Genomic DNA, 14,912 nt, shown 5'->3' on the forward strand with positions numbered 1-14,912 from the left:
GATGAACGGCAGTCGAGGTCACCCCTCGATTCTACCGGCGTCCACCCTGAGAAAGCCGGGAATCCTCCCCCGCACGACAACCCCCAGGGACGAGAGCAGATGACGGTCTTCGAAGCAGCCACCGGCCCCGGCGAGAACCCGCCGGCGGATGCCGTCTCGCCCCGCGATTCGACGGCGGATGCCCCGACCTCCGTCGCCCGGCTGAACGCCACCATCCGGGACTTCGTCGCGCGTTGGAACACGGTGTGGGTCGAGGGCGAGATCACCTCCTGGAACGTCCGCGGCGGCAACGTCTTCGCGCGCCTGAAGGACGTGCAGTCCGATGCGCAGATCTCGATCCGCGTGTGGTCGAGCGTTCGAGGGCGCATTCCCGCCGACCTCGGGATCGGGGATCACGTCGTCGCCGCCGTCAAGGCCGACTACTTCGTGAAGGCCGGCGACTTCAGCTTCACCGTCTCCTCGATGAAGCACGTGGGGCTGGGCGACCAGCTCGAGCGGCTCGAGAAGCTGCGCGCGCAACTGCGTCAGGAAGGCCTCTTCGACCCCTCGCGCAAGAAGCGGCTGCCGTTCCTCCCGCACGTGATCGGACTCATCACGGGCGAGAGGTCCGACGCCGAGAAGGACGTGCACCGCAACGCCGAGCTGCGCTGGCCGCAGGTGCGCTTCCGCACCGAGTACGCGGCGGTGCAGGGCGAGCGCTGCGTTCCCGACACGCTGGCGGCCCTCGCCCGTCTCGACGCGGATCCCGACGTCGACGTCATCATCATCGCCCGGGGCGGTGGCGATCCGCAGACCCTCCTCGGCTTCAGCGACGAGCGCCTGGTGCGCGCCGTCGCCGCCGCCTCGACGCCGGTCGTGAGTGCGATCGGGCACGAGAACGACCACCCCCTCCTCGACGATGTCGCCGACCTGCGCGCGTCGACCCCGACGGATGCCGCGAAGCGGGTCGTGCCGGATGTCGGCGAGCAGCGCGCCCTGATCGGACAGCTGCGCTCCCGGGCGACCACGCGACTCACCCAGCGCCTGTCGCACGACATCGCGCAGCTCGAACAGCTGCGCTCGCGCCCCGTGCTCCGCTCCCCCGCCCCGATCATCGACTCCCGCGCGCAGGAGGTGTGGCTGCTGGTCTCGCGGGGTCGCGACACCCTCACCCGCCACCTCGATGCCGCCGGTCGCCGCACGAGCGAGCTGCGGGCATCCCTGCGTGCGCTGTCGCCGGCGGCGACGCTCGCGCGCGGCTACGCGATCGCGCATCTCGAGGGCGGTGTGATCCTGCGCGATGCGGCGGATGCCCCGGCCGGAAGCGCCCTGACCATCACCGTCGATCGCGGTTCGGTGGCCGCGCGGTCGGAGGGTGAGATCGCCGAGGCATCCTGATCGAGCGCGGCCCGCGGCCGCTCACCGATCGCGACGGCACGCCGTAGGATGGAGGAGTGAGCGCGCTGAACGATACCCCTGTCGAGACGCTGACGTTCGAGGCCGCTCGTGACGAGCTGGTCACCGTGGTCGCCGAACTCGAACAGGGCGCGCCGACCCTCGAGCAGTCGCTGGCGCTCTGGGAGCGCGGTGAGGCCCTGGCGGCCCGCTGCGAGGAATGGCTCCTCGGCGCCAAGCGCCGACTCGACGCCGCCCGCGCCGCTGCCGACGACGGGGACGAGCGATGAACAAGCCCGCTCCCATCGTCGCGGAGCTCGGACGCCCCGAGACCCCGGAGGAGACGGCCGCCCGCAAGGCCGCGTCGAGCAAGGCCTACCGGTCGAGCCAGACCGTGCGCAGCCTCATCGCCGCACTGCTGGCGACGCTCGCCGTGCTGGCCGTGATCATCTTCGCCGTCCCGCGCGGTGAGCCGGCATCCGCGCCGTCCGTCGACCTCACCGGCATCGCCGCCGACGTCGAGAACACGATGGACAGCGCCGTGATCGTGCCCGAACTCGGCGACTTCTGGCGGGTGAACGCGGCCGAGCTGCAGAGCGGTGCCACCGTCGTGTGGGACATCACGCTCGCCCCTGCCGCCCAGGACGAGCGCGGGTTCGTCAAGGTCGCCCAGGCCTTCGACGCCGATTCCCGCTGGGCACCGCAGCGCCTCGAGGGGACGGCCCCCACCGACACCGTCACGATCGAGGGCATCGAGTGGGACGTCTTCACCCCCGGCGACTCGGCCTCGAACATCTCCTACGCCCTCGGCACGCAGGCCGGTGACGACTACGTGCTGCTCTACGGCTCGCGGTCGGCCGATTCCACCGCCGAGCTGGCCGCTTCACTCACCCCCCAGATCCGCACCCTCTCGGAGGCCTCATGACGCACGACCTGACCCCGGCCGCAGCCTGGAAGCAGATGCGCGACGGCAATCGCCGTTTCGTGAACGAGGAGCCGCGGCATCCGAATCAGGACGTCGCCCGCCGCAAGGGACTCGCCGAGGCCCAGAACCCGGTCGCCACCCTGTTCGGATGCTCGGACTCGCGTCTCGCCGCCGAGATCATCTTCGACCTCGGACTCGGCGACCTGTTCGTCGTGCGCAACGCCGGCCAGGTGATCGGCGAATCGATCGTCGCGAGCCTCGAGTACGCGGTGGCGGTGCTGAACGTGCCGCTCATCGTGGTTCTCGCCCACGACTCCTGCGGTGCCGTGCGCGCCGCGATCGACGGCACCGCGATCGACGCGGCACCCGTGCCCCCGCACATCTGGAAGCTGATCGCCCCGATCGTCCCGGCCGCGCGCAAGGTGCTCGCCGAGAGCGGCGGCACGACGGTCGCCGAGATCGACGCCGAACTCGTCGGCCAGGAGCACCTGCGCAACACCGTCGCCGACCTGCTGCAGTCGTCCGAGATCATCAGCAGCGCCGTCGCCGAGGGCCGCCTGGGCATCGTCGGCGCCAACTACCGTCTGGCCGAGGGCACGGCCGTGCCCGTCATCACCGTGGGGATCGACCCCGAAACGCAGGAGGGTTCGGAATGACCGATACCGAGTACCGCATCGAGCACGACACCATGGGTGAGGTGCGGGTGCCCGTGAACGCGCTCTACGGGGCGCAGACGCAGCGCGCCGTCGAGAACTTCCCGATCTCGGGCAAGGGGCTGGAGTCGACGCAGATCGCAGCCCTCGCCCGCATCAAGAAGGCCGCCGCGCTCGCCAACAAGGAGCTCGGCACGCTCGACGGCGCCATCGCCGACGCCATCGCGCAGGCCGCCGACCAGGTCGCCGCCGGCTCCCACGACGGCGAGTTCCCGGTCGACACCTACCAGACCGGCTCGGGCACGTCGTCGAACATGAACATGAACGAGGTGCTCGCGACGCTGGCGACGCGCATCCTCGGCGCGGACGTTCACCCCAACGACCACGTCAACGCCTCGCAGTCGTCGAACGACGTCTTCCCGACCTCGGTGCACATCGCGGTGACCCAGGCGCTCATCGACACGCTCATCCCGTCGCTCGACCACCTCGCCGTGGCACTCGAGGCCAAGGCCGAGCTGTGGAAGGACGCGGTGAAGTCCGGTCGTACCCACCTCATGGATGCGACCCCGGTCACCCTCGGCCAGGAGTTCGGCGGCTACGCCCGTCAGGTGCGTCTCGGCATCGAGCGCGTGCAGTCGGCGCTCCCCCGCGTCGCGGAGGTCCCGCTCGGCGGCACCGCCACCGGCACCGGGATCAACACCCCGCTCGGCTTCCCGCAGAAGGTCATCGCACTGCTCGCGGCCGAGACTGAACTGCCGATCACCGAGGCGAAGGACCACTTCGAGGCCCAGGCCAACCGCGACGGTCTCGTCGAGGCATCCGGTGCCCTGCGCACGATCGCCGTCTCGCTGACCAAGATCAACAACGATCTGCGCTGGATGGGCTCCGGCCCGAACACGGGTCTCGGCGAGCTGCACATCCCCGATCTGCAGCCCGGTTCGTCGATCATGCCCGGCAAGGTCAACCCGGTCGTCCCGGAGGCCGTGCTGATGGTGTGCGCGCGCGTGATCGGCAACGACGCGACCGTCGCCTGGGCCGGAGCCTCCGGTTCGTTCGAACTGAACGTCGCCATCCCCGTCATGGGTACGGCGCTCCTCGAGTCGATCCGTCTGCTCTCCAACGCCTCGCGCGTGCTGGCCGACAAGACGATCGACGGCCTGCAGGCGAACCTCGACCGCGCGGCCGCGTTCGCCGGTATGAGCCCGTCGATCGTGACGCCCTTGAACAAGCTGATCGGCTACGAGGCCGCCGCCAAGATCGCCAAGCACGCGGTCGCCCAGGGCATCACGGTGCGCGACGCCGTGATCGATCTCGGCTACGTCGAGCGCGGCGACCTGACCCTCGAGCAGCTCGACGAGAAGCTCGATCTGCTGTCGATGACGCACCCGGGCTGATCCGTCCGACCACGCAAGAACGCCGGTCCCTTTCGGGGCCGGCGTTCTTTGCTTTCTCGGATGAGACGGACCGTTAGCTCAGCTCACCGCCCTCGAGGAGTTCGGTGACCAGGGCCGCGATCGCGGAGCGCTCGGAGCGCATGAGCGTGACGTGCGCGAACAGGTCGTGTCCCTTCAGCGTTTCGATCACGCTGGCGATGCCGTCGTGGCGTCCGACGCGGAGGTTGTCGCGCTGGCCGACGTCGTGCGTGAGGATGACCCGCGAGTTCTGACCCATGCGGCTGAGCACGGTGAGGAGCACATTGCGCTCGAGGGACTGGGCCTCGTCGACGATCACGAAGGCGTCGTGCAGCGAACGGCCACGGATGTGCGTGAGCGGCAGGACCTCGAGGATGCCGCGTTCGACGACTTCCTCCATCACATTGCCCGAGACCACCGAGCCGAGCGTGTCGAAGACCGCCTGACCCCAGGGCCCCATCTTCTCGCCCTGGTCGCCCGGGAGGTATCCGAGCTCCTGCCCGCCGACCGCGAACAGCGGACGGAAGACGATGATCTTCTTCTGCTGCTGCCGCTCCAGCACGGCCTCCAGCCCGGCGCAGAGCGCCAGGGCCGACTTGCCGGTACCCGCACGACCACCCAGCGAGACGATGCCGACGTCGGGGTCGGTGAGCAGGTCGATGGCGATCCGCTGCTCGGCCGAGCGCCCGTGCATCCCGAAGATGTCACGGTCGCCACGAACCAGCTTGTACTCGCCCTCCCCGGTCACCCGTCCGAGGGCGGAACCCCGCTCCGAGTGGATGATGAGGCCGGTGTTCACCGGAAGACCGCGGGCCTCCTCGCTGATACCGACCTCGCTCTCGTACAGGTCGCTGATGTCGTCGCCCGAGAGGTTCAGGGTCGAGATGCCGGTCCAGCCGGAGTCGATCGCCTGCTCGGCGAGGTATTCCTCGGCTCGGAGCCCGAGCGACGCCGCCTTCACCCGCATCGGCAGGTCCTTCGAGACGATCGTGACGTCCTGTCCGTCCTGGGCGAGATGCATCGCGACCGACAGGATGCGGGTGTCGTTGTCGCTCAGGCGGATGCCCGCGGGGAGCACCGAGGAGTCGGTGTTGGCGAGCTCCACCCGGAGCGTGCCGCCCTCGCCGACCTCGACCGGGAAGTCGAGACGGCCGTGCTCGATGCGAAGGTCGTCGAGGTGCCGGAGCGCCTGTCGGGCGAAGTATCCGATCTCGGGGTCGTGGCGCTTGCCCTCGAGCTCGGTGATCACGACCACCGGGAGGACGACGGAGTGCTCGGCGAATCGGAAGAACGCCTGCGGATCGCTCAGCAGAACCGAGGTGTCGAGGACGTAGGTGCGGAGATCCTGATCCGGATCCGATGACGACGCCCGTCGATTCGACTGACGGGTGGACTGCTGCGCGGTGCTGGTGGACTGCTGCGCTGAACGTGTGGTCACGACCCACTCCCGACCCGGGGAATCCCGGCTATTCGAACGAGTCGACCAGGGGGTCACGAGTCGCTTGCCTGTGGCCGACCCGATCGGGCACCATGCCCGATGCCTTGAAGGTACGACCAGCCGCCGACTTTTCCCCGGCTCGACACGCCAGCGAAGTGTTACGCGATGGTGAACGTCTCGTTGCCGAATCCGGCGAGCGCGTCGTCGAGCATCCGGATGGTCTCGTCGTCGGTGCCGGCGTGCGGGGCCACCCGCACCGCCGAACCACGAGCGGTCACCACGACACCGGCGTTGGCGAGGGCGGCTGCGAGGCGGGCCGGCTCCTCCGGCGCGAGGGCGACGATCCCCGCGCGCCGCTCACGCTCACGCGGAGAGACGACCGTGATGCCGTGCCGGTCGGCGATCTCGATGACCGCGTCGACGCGGCCCGCGAGATGCTCCTCGATCGCCGCGATCCCGGCATCGCGCACGGTGCGCGCGCCGACGGCCAGGCGACCCGCCGCGAGCGTGTCGGGACCGCTGGTCGTGAAGGCGCGAGCGGATGCCGCGGGCGCAGGGCGCTCGTCGACCGCGAGCCCCTCCCCCTCGGTGCCGGTGATCCCGCTGAGCACCGGGGCGAGGCGCTCGCGCGCCAGATCCGAGAACCAGGCGAAGCCGGTCCCGCGCGCGGCGCGCAGCCACTTGTAACCGTGTCCCACGACCACGTCGGCGGCGCGGAAGTCGGTGTCGACGATGCCGAAGGACTGCACGGCGTCGACGATGAGCAATCGGTCCGGGCCGATCACCTCCCGCAGCGCCGCGAGGTCGGCACGGTAGCCCGTGCGGAAGTCGACGTGGCTCACGGCGAGGGCGGTGACATCGTCGTCGAGCGCCTCCGCGACGGCATCCGGGGTCACACGGCCGTCGGCCGGGTCGATCCATCGCGGCACGACCGTGCCCTGCGAGAAGGCGGCCGCGCGATCGAGCGTCAGGCTGACGCTGGGGAACTCGGCGGTCGAGGCGATCACCGTGCCCCGTGCGCCGTAGAGCGCTTGGGCGAGTCCCTGGGTCGACGACGGCTGCACCGTCACGTCCTCGGCATCCGCCTGCAGGATGTCGGCGACGATCTCGCGCGCCTGGGTGACGCGCTCCGCGACGAGCGCGAGCGAGGCGGGGCGTCCGCTGCCGAGGAGGTCGGCGTCGGCGAAGACCTCCTCGCGCACCGACGGCGACAGCGGTCCGAATGCGGCCCAGTTGAGATAACCGGGTTCGACGTCGAACGTGGCCAAGTACTCGTGGATGGTGCTCACCGAGTAAGTCTGGCACGATGCCGGCGCGGCGACGACTCCCTCTCGGGCGTCCCGTCACCGCCCGAAACGACGGTCCCGATCCGCGAAGTCGCGCATCGCCCGGAGGAAGTCGACCTCGCGCAGGTCCGGTCCGAGAGCCTCGACGAAGTAGAACTCGCTATGGGCGCTCTGCCACAGGAGGAAGTCGCTGAGGCGCTGCTCGCCGCTCGTGCGGATCACGAGGTCGGGATCCGGCTGTCCTCCGGTGTAGAGGTGCTCCCCGATCATCTCCGGCGTGAGTTGCGCCGCGAGGTCCTCCATCGTGCCGCCGGACGCCTCGTGCGTCACCAGGATGCTGCGCACCGCGTCGACGATCTCGTTCCGGCCGCCGTAGCCGACGGCCAGGTTGACGTGGAGTCCCGTGTGGTCCTTCGTGCGCTCCTCGGCATCGGCGAGGACCCGGGCGAGATCCGTCGGAAGGATGTCGGAGCGCCCGACGTGCTTGACGCGCCAGTTGCCCTCCCACGACAGGCCTTCGGCGAGATCGGCGATGATCTCGATCAGATCCGCCAGCTCGGCCGAGTCGCGCTTGAGGAGGTTGTCGCTCGAGAGCAGGTACAGCGAGACCACGCGCACGCCGAGTTCATCGCACCAACCGAGGAACTCGCGCATCTTGATCGCACCGGCGCGGTGTCCGTGAGCGGCCGTGGCGTAGCCGAGCTGTCGTGCCCATCGACGGTTGCCGTCGATCATCATCGCGATGTGGTGCGGAACGGACGCCGGATCGAGGCGGCGGCGCAGCCGGTTGCTGTAGAGCCGGTACAGCGGCCCACGCCCCTGGTTATCCCCTGACATCACCTTCCTACGCTACAGCGTCCTCCCCCTCGCCGCCGGTGCGGATGCTGTGGACATGTACGGCCGGCGGAATGCCACCGCGAATAGAGTGTGCACGTGAGCACTCCCGAAGACTCCGGCCCCGACCTCCCTCAGCTGCCCCTCATGGAGGCTGCCGCAGCCGATGCCGTGATCGAGGTCAAGCCCTCGTGGCGCGGATGGGTCCACGCCGGCACCTTCCCCGTGGCGATCGCCGCGGGCGTCGTGCTCATCGTGCTCTCGGAGGGAGCGCCCGCCAAGTGGGCCGCCGCGGTGTTCATGGCGTCATCGTTGCTGCTCTTCGGCAACTCCGCCCTGTACCACCGCTTCAACTGGGGCCCGCGCACGAAGATCGTGCTCAAGCGCATCGATCACGCGAACATCCTGCTGCTGATCGCCGGCACCTACACGCCGCTCGCGACGCTCGCCCTCCCGCCGGAGAAGGGCACGCTGCTGCTCTTCCTGGTCTGGGGCGGCGCCCTGCTGGGCATCCTGTTCCGGGTGTTCTGGATCCACGCCCCGCGGTGGCTGTACGTCGCGCTCTACCTGCTGCTGGGCTGGGCCGCCGTGATGTACATCGTCGACCTGCTCAACGCGAACGTCGCCATGATGGTGCTCGTCATCGTGGGCGGACTGCTCTACACGGGCGGGGCGATCGTCTACGCGCTCAAGAAGCCGAACCCGTGGCCCGGGCACTTCGGCTTCCACGAGATCTTCCACGTGTGCACGGTGCTGGCATTCCTCTGCCACTGGACGGCGTGCCTGCTGATCGCCCTCGCACCGCTGTCGCCCTCGCTCGGCGTACCCGCCTGATCGGTCAGGCCGGGCGCGGACCGTCGTCTGCAGGATCGTCGTCGCCCTCGCGCACGATCGGCAGGTCGGCATCCGTCTCGGTCGCCTCGTCGGCGGCGCGGGCGGCCTCCTCGGCGTCGAGCTCGTCGCGCACCTCCTCGCGGTAGCGCACGCGGCGGATACGGCGGTTCATGTCCCAGATCAGCAGGATGACGGCGATCAGGACGACGACGATCGCCGCGAACCCGACGAAGCCGGGGGTGACGGACTCCGGGTCGACGGTCATCGTGGGCGTCGGCATCGGGGTCTCGGACAGAGCGAGCATGAATCGGCCTTTCGTACGCAGGTCGCATAACCTGTAATCACCAGCCTAACGATCGGGAGACCTGCAGCGTGACGACCCCAGAGCAGCTCGACGAACGGTACGGACGCACCCGCAGGCGCCGCGCCCCCTGGATCATCGCCGGAATCGTCGCGATCCTGCTCGTCGGCGGCTACGGGTGGGGCATCGTTGCGCAGTCGATGAACCAGGTCGATGCCGACGACCTGGGATACACGCTGGTCGACGAGCACAGCGTCGACGTGCGGTTCCAGATCACCGGCGTGCAGGGCAAGGACGTGGTCTGCATCGTCGAGGCCCTCGACGAGGAGTTCGGCGTGGTCGGGTGGAAGGTCGTCGAGATCCCCGCCGGCGACAGCCACGCGCAGGCCCTCGCCGCCACCATCCCGACCGTGGCCGAGGCCACGACAGGTTTGGTGAACACCTGCTGGGTCGCTTAGACTCGACGCAGAACGACGACGCCCTGGCAAGTGCCGGGGCGTCTTGGCATATCCCCCGCCGCGAGCGGGAGCGATACCGAAAGAAGGAGCTTCGTCATGTCCACGGACGCTCAGGTTCCCTTCCTCACGCAGGAAGCCTACGACCGGCTCGTCGCCGAGCTCGAGAACCTCTCCACCACGGGCCGCGACGAGATCGCGAAGCGCATCGAGGCCGCCCGCGAAGAGGGCGATCTCAAGGAGAACGGCGGCTACCACGCCGCGAAGGACGAGCAGGGCAAGCAGGAGGCGCGCATCCGCACGCTCGAGAACCTGCTCAAGACCGCCAAGGTCGGCGAGGCACCGGCCAGCCGCGGCGTCGTCGAGCCCGGCACGGTCGTCACGGCGCTCGTCGCCGGCGGCGAAGAGGTCTTCCTCCTCGGCAGCCGCGAGATCGCGGTCGGCAGCGACCTCGACGTGTACAGCGAGGCCAGCCCGCTCGGACAGGCCATCCTCGGCCTGAAGCTCGGCGAGAAGTCGTCGTACGAGGCTCCCAACGGGCGCTCGATCTCGGTCGAGATCGTCAACGTCGAGACGTACACCGGCTGACACCCCCTCACGCAGAACGCCCCTCGGCCCGCAGGCACGAGGGGCGTTCTGCGTTCGGCGTCAGTCCGGAACGACGATGGGCTCGAAACCCTCGCGGCGGAGCGTGTCGAGCGTGTGCTCGGAGTGCTCGGGTCCGCGGGTCTCGACGCTGAGTTCGAGGATCACGTCGCTGATCTGCAGACCGTGCCCGTGACGGGTGTGCATCGCCTCGATGACGTTCGCTCCCGCCTCCGCGATCAGCTCCGAGACGCGCGCGAGCTGGCCGGGACGATCCGGAAGGGGGATGCGGATGGTCAGGTAGCGGCCGGAGGCGGCGAGACCGTGCGAGACGACGCGCTGCAGCAGGAGCGGATCGATGTTCCCTCCCGACAGCACCGCCATCGTCGGGCCCGTCGCCTCGATCTTCCCCGACAGGATCGCGGCGACACCCGCCGCGCCCGCGGGCTCGACGACGACCTTCGCCTGCTCGAGGAGGATGAGGATCGCCCGGGCCAGATCATCGTCGGAGACGGTCACGACCTCGTCGACGAGGTCCTTGATGATGTCGAACGGGATCGCCCCGGGACGGGCGACGAGGATGCCGTCGGCGATGGTCGGACGCGTCTCGATGTCGACCGGGTGGCCGGCTGCGAGCGACGGCGGCACGGCCGCGGCGTTCTCGGCCTGCACACCGATGATGCGCACCTCGCGGCCGAGTTCGGCGGCGCGCGCCTTGACCGCCGCGGCCACGCCGGCGATGAGCCCTCCCCCGCCGATGCCGAGCACGATCGTATCGACCTCGGGGGCGTCGGCGAGCAGCTCGAGGCCGAGCGTGCCCTGGCCGATCACCACGTCGCGGTGGTCGAACGGGGGGATGAGCACGGCTCCGGTCCGCTCGGCGAACTCCGCGGCCAGTCGCAACGAGGTGGCGACGGTCTCGCCCTCGAGCACGACCTCGGCGCCGTAGCCGCGCGTGGCGAGCAGCTTGGGCACCGGCACGCCCAGCGGCATGAAGATCGTCGCCGGGATGCCCAGCGCTTGGGCGGCGAGCGCGACGCCCTGCGCGTGGTTGCCTGCGGACGCCGCGACCACGCCGCGAGAGCGCTCTTCGGCGCTCAGCCGCGACAGCCGGTAGGCCGCGCCACGGATCTTGAAGGAGCCGGTGCGCTGCAGGTTCTCCATCTTCAGCAGCACCGGTGCGCCGAGGATGTCGGACAGTGCGCGGGAGGGCAGCGTGGGCGTGTGCGAGATCACCTCAGCCAGACTCTGAGCTGCGTGCTCGAACTCGGTCAGGCTGGGGACTGCGCTCATCGATTTCTCCGTCTCCGCTGTCGCGGTACTGTGCTCCAGATCAGATCTGCATCTGGTTGGTCTCCGGTGCGCCACGACCCGGTGCTGACGGTCACGGCGGCCACGTTCACGAATGCGGCCAGCGGCACGGCGAACAGTGCGCCGGGGATGCCGCCGATCATGGATCCTCCGGCCACCACCAGCACGACCGCCAGGGGGTGCACCTTCACGGCGGACCCCATCAGGATCGGCTGCAGGACATGGCCCTCGAGCTGCTGGACCCCGAGCACGACGATGAGCATCGCCAGGGCGATCCACGGGCCGTTGTAGACGAGGGCGAGCAGCACCGCGATCGCGCCGGTCACGACGGCACCGACGATCGGGATGAAAGATCCGAGGAAGACGAGCACCGCGACGGGGAGGGCGAGGGGAACACCGAGAAGGGCCGCTCCGGTGCCGATGCCGACCGCGTCGATCGCGGCGACGAGCAGCTGCGTGCGTGCGTAGTTGACGATCGTCGACCAGCCGTTGTGGGCCGCGCTGTCGGCGGCGGGACGCGCCTTGCGCGGGAAGAGCCGGAGCGTCCACCGCCAGATCCCCGCTCCGTCGGCCAGCAGGCAGATGAGGATGAACAGCGACAGGACGGCGCCGGTCACGACGTGGGCGGCCGTGGTTCCGACGGCGAGAGCCCCGTTGAGGAGGAGCTGGGCCTGCTCGTTGACGAGTTCGAACGCCTGATCGATGTAGCCCTGGATCTGCTTCTCGGTCAGGTGCAGCGGACCGTCGAGGAGGAACTGCCGGAACTGCTCGACCGCGGCCCCCGTGCGCGCCTGCACGTCCGGGAGCTGGGCGCGGATCTGCCAGATCACGAGCCAGAGCAGGGTCGAGACGATCGCGATCGTGCCGAGGATCGAGATCGCGACGGCGAGCCACCGGGGGAACCGGTGCCGCAGCATCCACTCGAACGCGGGCCACAGCAGAGCGGTGATGAGGATGCCGACCATCAGCGGGATCACGAGCAGCTTGAGCTGGATGACGATCCAGATGAACCCCGCGACGACCGCGGCGATCAGGAGCAGACGCCACGCGTAGCCCGCCGTGATGCGCAACGGGAGGGGCACGGCCTCCTCCGCCTCGGTCGTCACCGTCCGGTCGGTCGAGACCGGGCGCGGACGCAGGAGATCCCTCAACCGCGGTCGCTGCTCGTCGCTCATCGCCCAAGTCTACGGCGATGCCGTATGCCGTCAGACGCATCCTTCGGCGGCCGGTCACGAGCCCGCGATGTCGGCGGCCGGGGCTACGCTTTCCGACGTGACCGAAACCCTCAGCGCCGCTCAGGCGCGGCGCATCGCCCTCGCCGCCCAGGGGTTCACACGTGCGCGCCCGAAAGACGTCTCCTCGCGGCACGTGCACCGGGCGATGGAGCGACTCGGTGTGCTGCAGATCGACTCCGTCAACGTCTTCGCCCGGTCGCACTACATGCCCCTGTTCTCCCGTCTGGGCGCCTACGAGCCGGCCCTCCTCGACCGCGTGTTCCTCTCACGCACCACTCACTACGTCGAGTACCTCGCCCACGAGGCGACGTTCATCCCGATCGAGGACTGGCCGCTCTGGCAGTTCCGGATGGACGACTTCCGCCGACGCTGGTCGGGCGACGAGTCCTGGATGAGCCAGAACGCGCGCACCCTGACCTGGGTGCAGGATGAATTGCGCGCCCGCGGCCCGCTGCGGCCGGTGGACCTGCGCGAAGATGCACCGCGCGAGCGAGGGACGTGGTGGGACTGGGACGACGTCAAACTCGCCCTCGAGCACCTCTGGCGCACGGGCGACGTGGCGATCAGCGGTCGCAAGGGATTCGAGCGCACCTACGCTCTTGCCGAGCACGTGATCCCCGCCGATGTGCGCGCCCGGACGATTCCCCGCTCCGATGCGATCCGCGAGCTCGTGCGCCGCGCCGCACGTTCGTCCGGCGTCGCGACGCAGTCCGATCTCGCCGACTATTACCGCATCCGCGACCGCGCTGCGGTCTCCCAGGCGATCGCCGATCTCTCGGATGCCGGGGAGCTCCTCCCCGTACGGGTTCGCGGATGGGAGCGCGGCGGGCGCCCCCTCCCCGCCTGGCGGCATCGGGACAGCGTCCTGCCCCGCGCCCTCGGGAGCGCCGCACTGCTCACCCCGTTCGATCCCGTCGTGTGGTTCCGCGATCGAGCGCTGCGCACCTTCGACCTCGACTACCGCATCGAGATCTACGTCCCGGCCGAGAAACGTCGCTACGGCTACTACTCGTTGCCCGTGCTCGTCGGCGACCGCATCGTGGCCCGCGTCGATCTCAAGGCCGACCGTTCCACGTCCACGCTGCAGGTACAGTCGGCCTGGTGGGAGCCGCAGGCCCGCCCCGAAGACGCCGAACCGATCGCCCGCGAACTCGCTCTCGCCGCCGCCTGGCAGCGGCTCGAGCACGTATCGGTGTCGGGCTGGGGCGATGCGTCCGACGCGATCCACGGAGCGCTGCATGCCCTCGGCGGCGTCGTTCGCCGGCACGTTCACGCTCGGGAGACGGACGGATGACCGACCGGAGCACGACGGATTGGCACCCGAGCCCACGACGCAGGAGCACTCGGCCCTGGGTATGGCTCGTCGCCGCGATCGTCGCCGTGCTCCTCGTCGGTGCGGGCATCGTGATCTGGCAGGCGCAGTCGCGGGCGGGCTCGGCCGACGAGGCCGCGCACGCGTACCTCCGGGCGCTCGAGTCCGGCGACGCCGCGGCGGTGCAGGCCACCGGGATCGACGTCTCGGACGAGGCGCTCCAGGCGTTCGACGGCGCGCATTCGCTCGTCTCCGAGGCCACCGTGGTCTCGGTGGAGGAGACGGGATCGAGCGCGGTGGCGCACGTGTCGTTCGTGCTGGGTGATGCCGAGCACGACGCCGACCTCGCTCTCACCCGTTCCGACGGTCGGTGGGTCCCGGACGGATCGGGCCTCGCCGAGGTGACGGTCTCGACGACCGCGGGTACGGCCGTTGCGATCGAAGGCACGGTGCTCGATGCCTCCGAGGCGCTCTTCCTCGTCCCCGCCGTCTACACGGTCGCGGCCGCGCCGACCGCGTACCTGTCGGGGTCGATCGACGTCGTGGCGCTTCCGGGCGCGGCCGACGACGTCGAGGTCGAGACGTCGCTGCGACCCGAGGCGACGGAAGCGGCGCAGCAGCGACTCGACGAACTCCTCGAGGCATGCGCGGCAGAGACGGCCCTCCCGGCCGACGGCTGCGGCATCCGCATCCCCTGGGGCACCGAGTTCCGCACGGTCGACGACGTCGCATTCCGCATCGACACGATGCCGACCGTGATGCTCGCCGACGACGGCGCGAGCTTCACCGCGAGCGGCGGGGAGCTCGTGGCGACCCTCACCGGCACCGCCCGCGACGGCGGTTCGCGCACGACCACCTATCGCAGCGAGGACTGGGCGGTGCGGGGAGACGTGACGTTCGCCGGAAACGAGATGACCCTCACCGTGTGGTGAGGGTCATTCACGAAAGCGGAATGCG

At 69.8% G+C, this 14,912-nt stretch carries 16 protein-coding genes; 10 read left to right on the forward strand and 6 right to left on the reverse strand.

Features of this window, described 5'->3' with window-relative positions:
* Positions 1-99: 99 nt before the first annotated feature.
* Genes xseA through ACI2JZ_RS05195 form a run of 5 tightly spaced genes read left to right on the forward strand, consistent with a single transcriptional unit; the run spans position 100 to position 4,346 of the window.
* Positions 100-1,377: an exodeoxyribonuclease VII large subunit gene (xseA, locus tag ACI2JZ_RS05175; protein WP_404596737.1), complete on the forward strand. Its 1,278-nt coding sequence runs from the start codon at positions 100-102 to the stop codon at positions 1,375-1,377.
* Between the two features lie 56 nt (positions 1,378-1,433).
* Complete coding sequence (locus tag ACI2JZ_RS05180) at positions 1,434-1,664, forward strand: exodeoxyribonuclease VII small subunit (RefSeq protein WP_247623009.1); 231 nt, start codon at positions 1,434-1,436, stop codon at positions 1,662-1,664.
* Positions 1,661-2,299, forward strand: coding sequence for a DUF4245 family protein (locus ACI2JZ_RS05185; protein WP_404596738.1), 639 nt, complete (start codon positions 1,661-1,663; stop codon positions 2,297-2,299). The genes ACI2JZ_RS05180 and ACI2JZ_RS05185 overlap by 4 nt, the downstream gene beginning before the upstream one ends.
* Complete coding sequence (locus tag ACI2JZ_RS05190) at positions 2,296-2,955, forward strand: carbonic anhydrase (protein WP_247632617.1); 660 nt, start codon at positions 2,296-2,298, stop codon at positions 2,953-2,955. The genes ACI2JZ_RS05185 and ACI2JZ_RS05190 overlap by 4 nt, the downstream gene beginning before the upstream one ends.
* On the forward strand, positions 2,952-4,346 hold the full coding sequence (locus tag ACI2JZ_RS05195; RefSeq protein ID WP_247955825.1) for an aspartate ammonia-lyase: 1,395 nt from the start codon (positions 2,952-2,954) through the stop codon (positions 4,344-4,346). The genes ACI2JZ_RS05190 and ACI2JZ_RS05195 overlap by 4 nt, the downstream gene beginning before the upstream one ends.
* Positions 4,347-4,419: 73 nt before the next feature.
* On the opposite strand, the gene ACI2JZ_RS05200 is transcribed toward ACI2JZ_RS05195, so the two are convergent.
* From ACI2JZ_RS05200 to ACI2JZ_RS05210, 3 genes are all read right to left on the reverse strand, one after another.
* Positions 4,420-5,802 carry a PhoH family protein gene (locus ACI2JZ_RS05200; protein WP_282185340.1) on the reverse strand — a complete coding sequence of 461 codons (1,383 nt, stop codon included), beginning with the start codon at positions 5,800-5,802 and terminating at the stop codon, positions 4,420-4,422.
* 158 nt (positions 5,803-5,960) lie between these two features.
* Complete coding sequence (locus ACI2JZ_RS05205; RefSeq protein ID WP_404596739.1) at positions 5,961-7,091, reverse strand: aminotransferase class V-fold PLP-dependent enzyme; 1,131 nt, start codon at positions 7,089-7,091, stop codon at positions 5,961-5,963.
* Between the two features lie 54 nt (positions 7,092-7,145).
* Positions 7,146-7,925, reverse strand: a complete 780-nt coding sequence (locus tag ACI2JZ_RS05210) for an isoprenyl transferase (protein WP_247623014.1) — start codon at positions 7,923-7,925, stop codon at positions 7,146-7,148.
* Between the two features lie 144 nt (positions 7,926-8,069).
* Between ACI2JZ_RS05210 and ACI2JZ_RS05215 the strand changes: the two genes are divergently transcribed.
* A complete protein-coding gene (locus ACI2JZ_RS05215; RefSeq protein ID WP_247624710.1) occupies positions 8,070-8,756 on the forward strand; it encodes a hemolysin III family protein in 687 nt (228 codons plus the stop codon).
* 4 nt (positions 8,757-8,760) lie between these two features.
* Here the strand turns inward: ACI2JZ_RS05215 and ACI2JZ_RS05220 are convergent, their stop codons facing one another.
* Positions 8,761-9,060, reverse strand: a complete 300-nt coding sequence (locus ACI2JZ_RS05220; RefSeq protein WP_247623015.1) for a hypothetical protein — start codon at positions 9,058-9,060, stop codon at positions 8,761-8,763.
* Between the two features lie 68 nt (positions 9,061-9,128).
* Here ACI2JZ_RS05220 and ACI2JZ_RS05225 point away from each other — a divergent pair, with 68 nt between their 5' ends.
* Both ACI2JZ_RS05225 and greA read left to right on the forward strand, forming a co-directional pair.
* Entirely contained in the window at positions 9,129-9,515 is a 387-nt protein-coding gene (locus ACI2JZ_RS05225; protein WP_247623016.1) for a DUF4307 domain-containing protein, read from the forward strand.
* A gap of 96 nt (positions 9,516-9,611) precedes the next feature.
* Complete coding sequence (gene greA, locus ACI2JZ_RS05230) at positions 9,612-10,100, forward strand: transcription elongation factor GreA (protein WP_404596740.1); 489 nt, start codon at positions 9,612-9,614, stop codon at positions 10,098-10,100.
* A 60-nt stretch (positions 10,101-10,160) separates the two neighbouring features.
* Here greA and ilvA read toward each other — a convergent pair whose 3' ends face one another.
* A complete protein-coding gene (gene ilvA, locus ACI2JZ_RS05235; RefSeq protein ID WP_404596741.1) occupies positions 10,161-11,390 on the reverse strand; it encodes a threonine ammonia-lyase in 1,230 nt (409 codons plus the stop codon).
* Positions 11,387-12,583 (reverse strand): AI-2E family transporter, encoded by a 1,197-nt coding sequence (locus ACI2JZ_RS05240; RefSeq protein ID WP_247623019.1) that lies wholly within the window; start codon positions 12,581-12,583, stop codon positions 11,387-11,389. Before ACI2JZ_RS05240 ends, ilvA begins: the two co-directional genes overlap by 4 nt.
* A 97-nt stretch (positions 12,584-12,680) precedes the next feature.
* Here ACI2JZ_RS05240 and ACI2JZ_RS05245 point away from each other — a divergent pair, with 97 nt between their 5' ends.
* The gene (locus ACI2JZ_RS05245; RefSeq protein ID WP_404596742.1) at positions 12,681-13,937 is read left to right on the forward strand and encodes a winged helix-turn-helix domain-containing protein; all 1,257 of its coding nucleotides are present in this window, start codon (positions 12,681-12,683) and stop codon (positions 13,935-13,937) included.
* The gene (locus tag ACI2JZ_RS05250) at positions 13,934-14,887 is read left to right on the forward strand and encodes a hypothetical protein (protein WP_404596743.1); all 954 of its coding nucleotides are present in this window, start codon (positions 13,934-13,936) and stop codon (positions 14,885-14,887) included. Before ACI2JZ_RS05245 ends, ACI2JZ_RS05250 begins: the two co-directional genes overlap by 4 nt.
* The last annotated feature ends 25 nt before the right edge of the window (positions 14,888-14,912 follow it).

It is taken from the genome of Microbacterium sp. NPDC087868, assembly GCF_044900755.1.
GTDB lineage: Bacteria > Actinomycetota > Actinomycetes > Actinomycetales > Microbacteriaceae > Microbacterium > Microbacterium galbinum.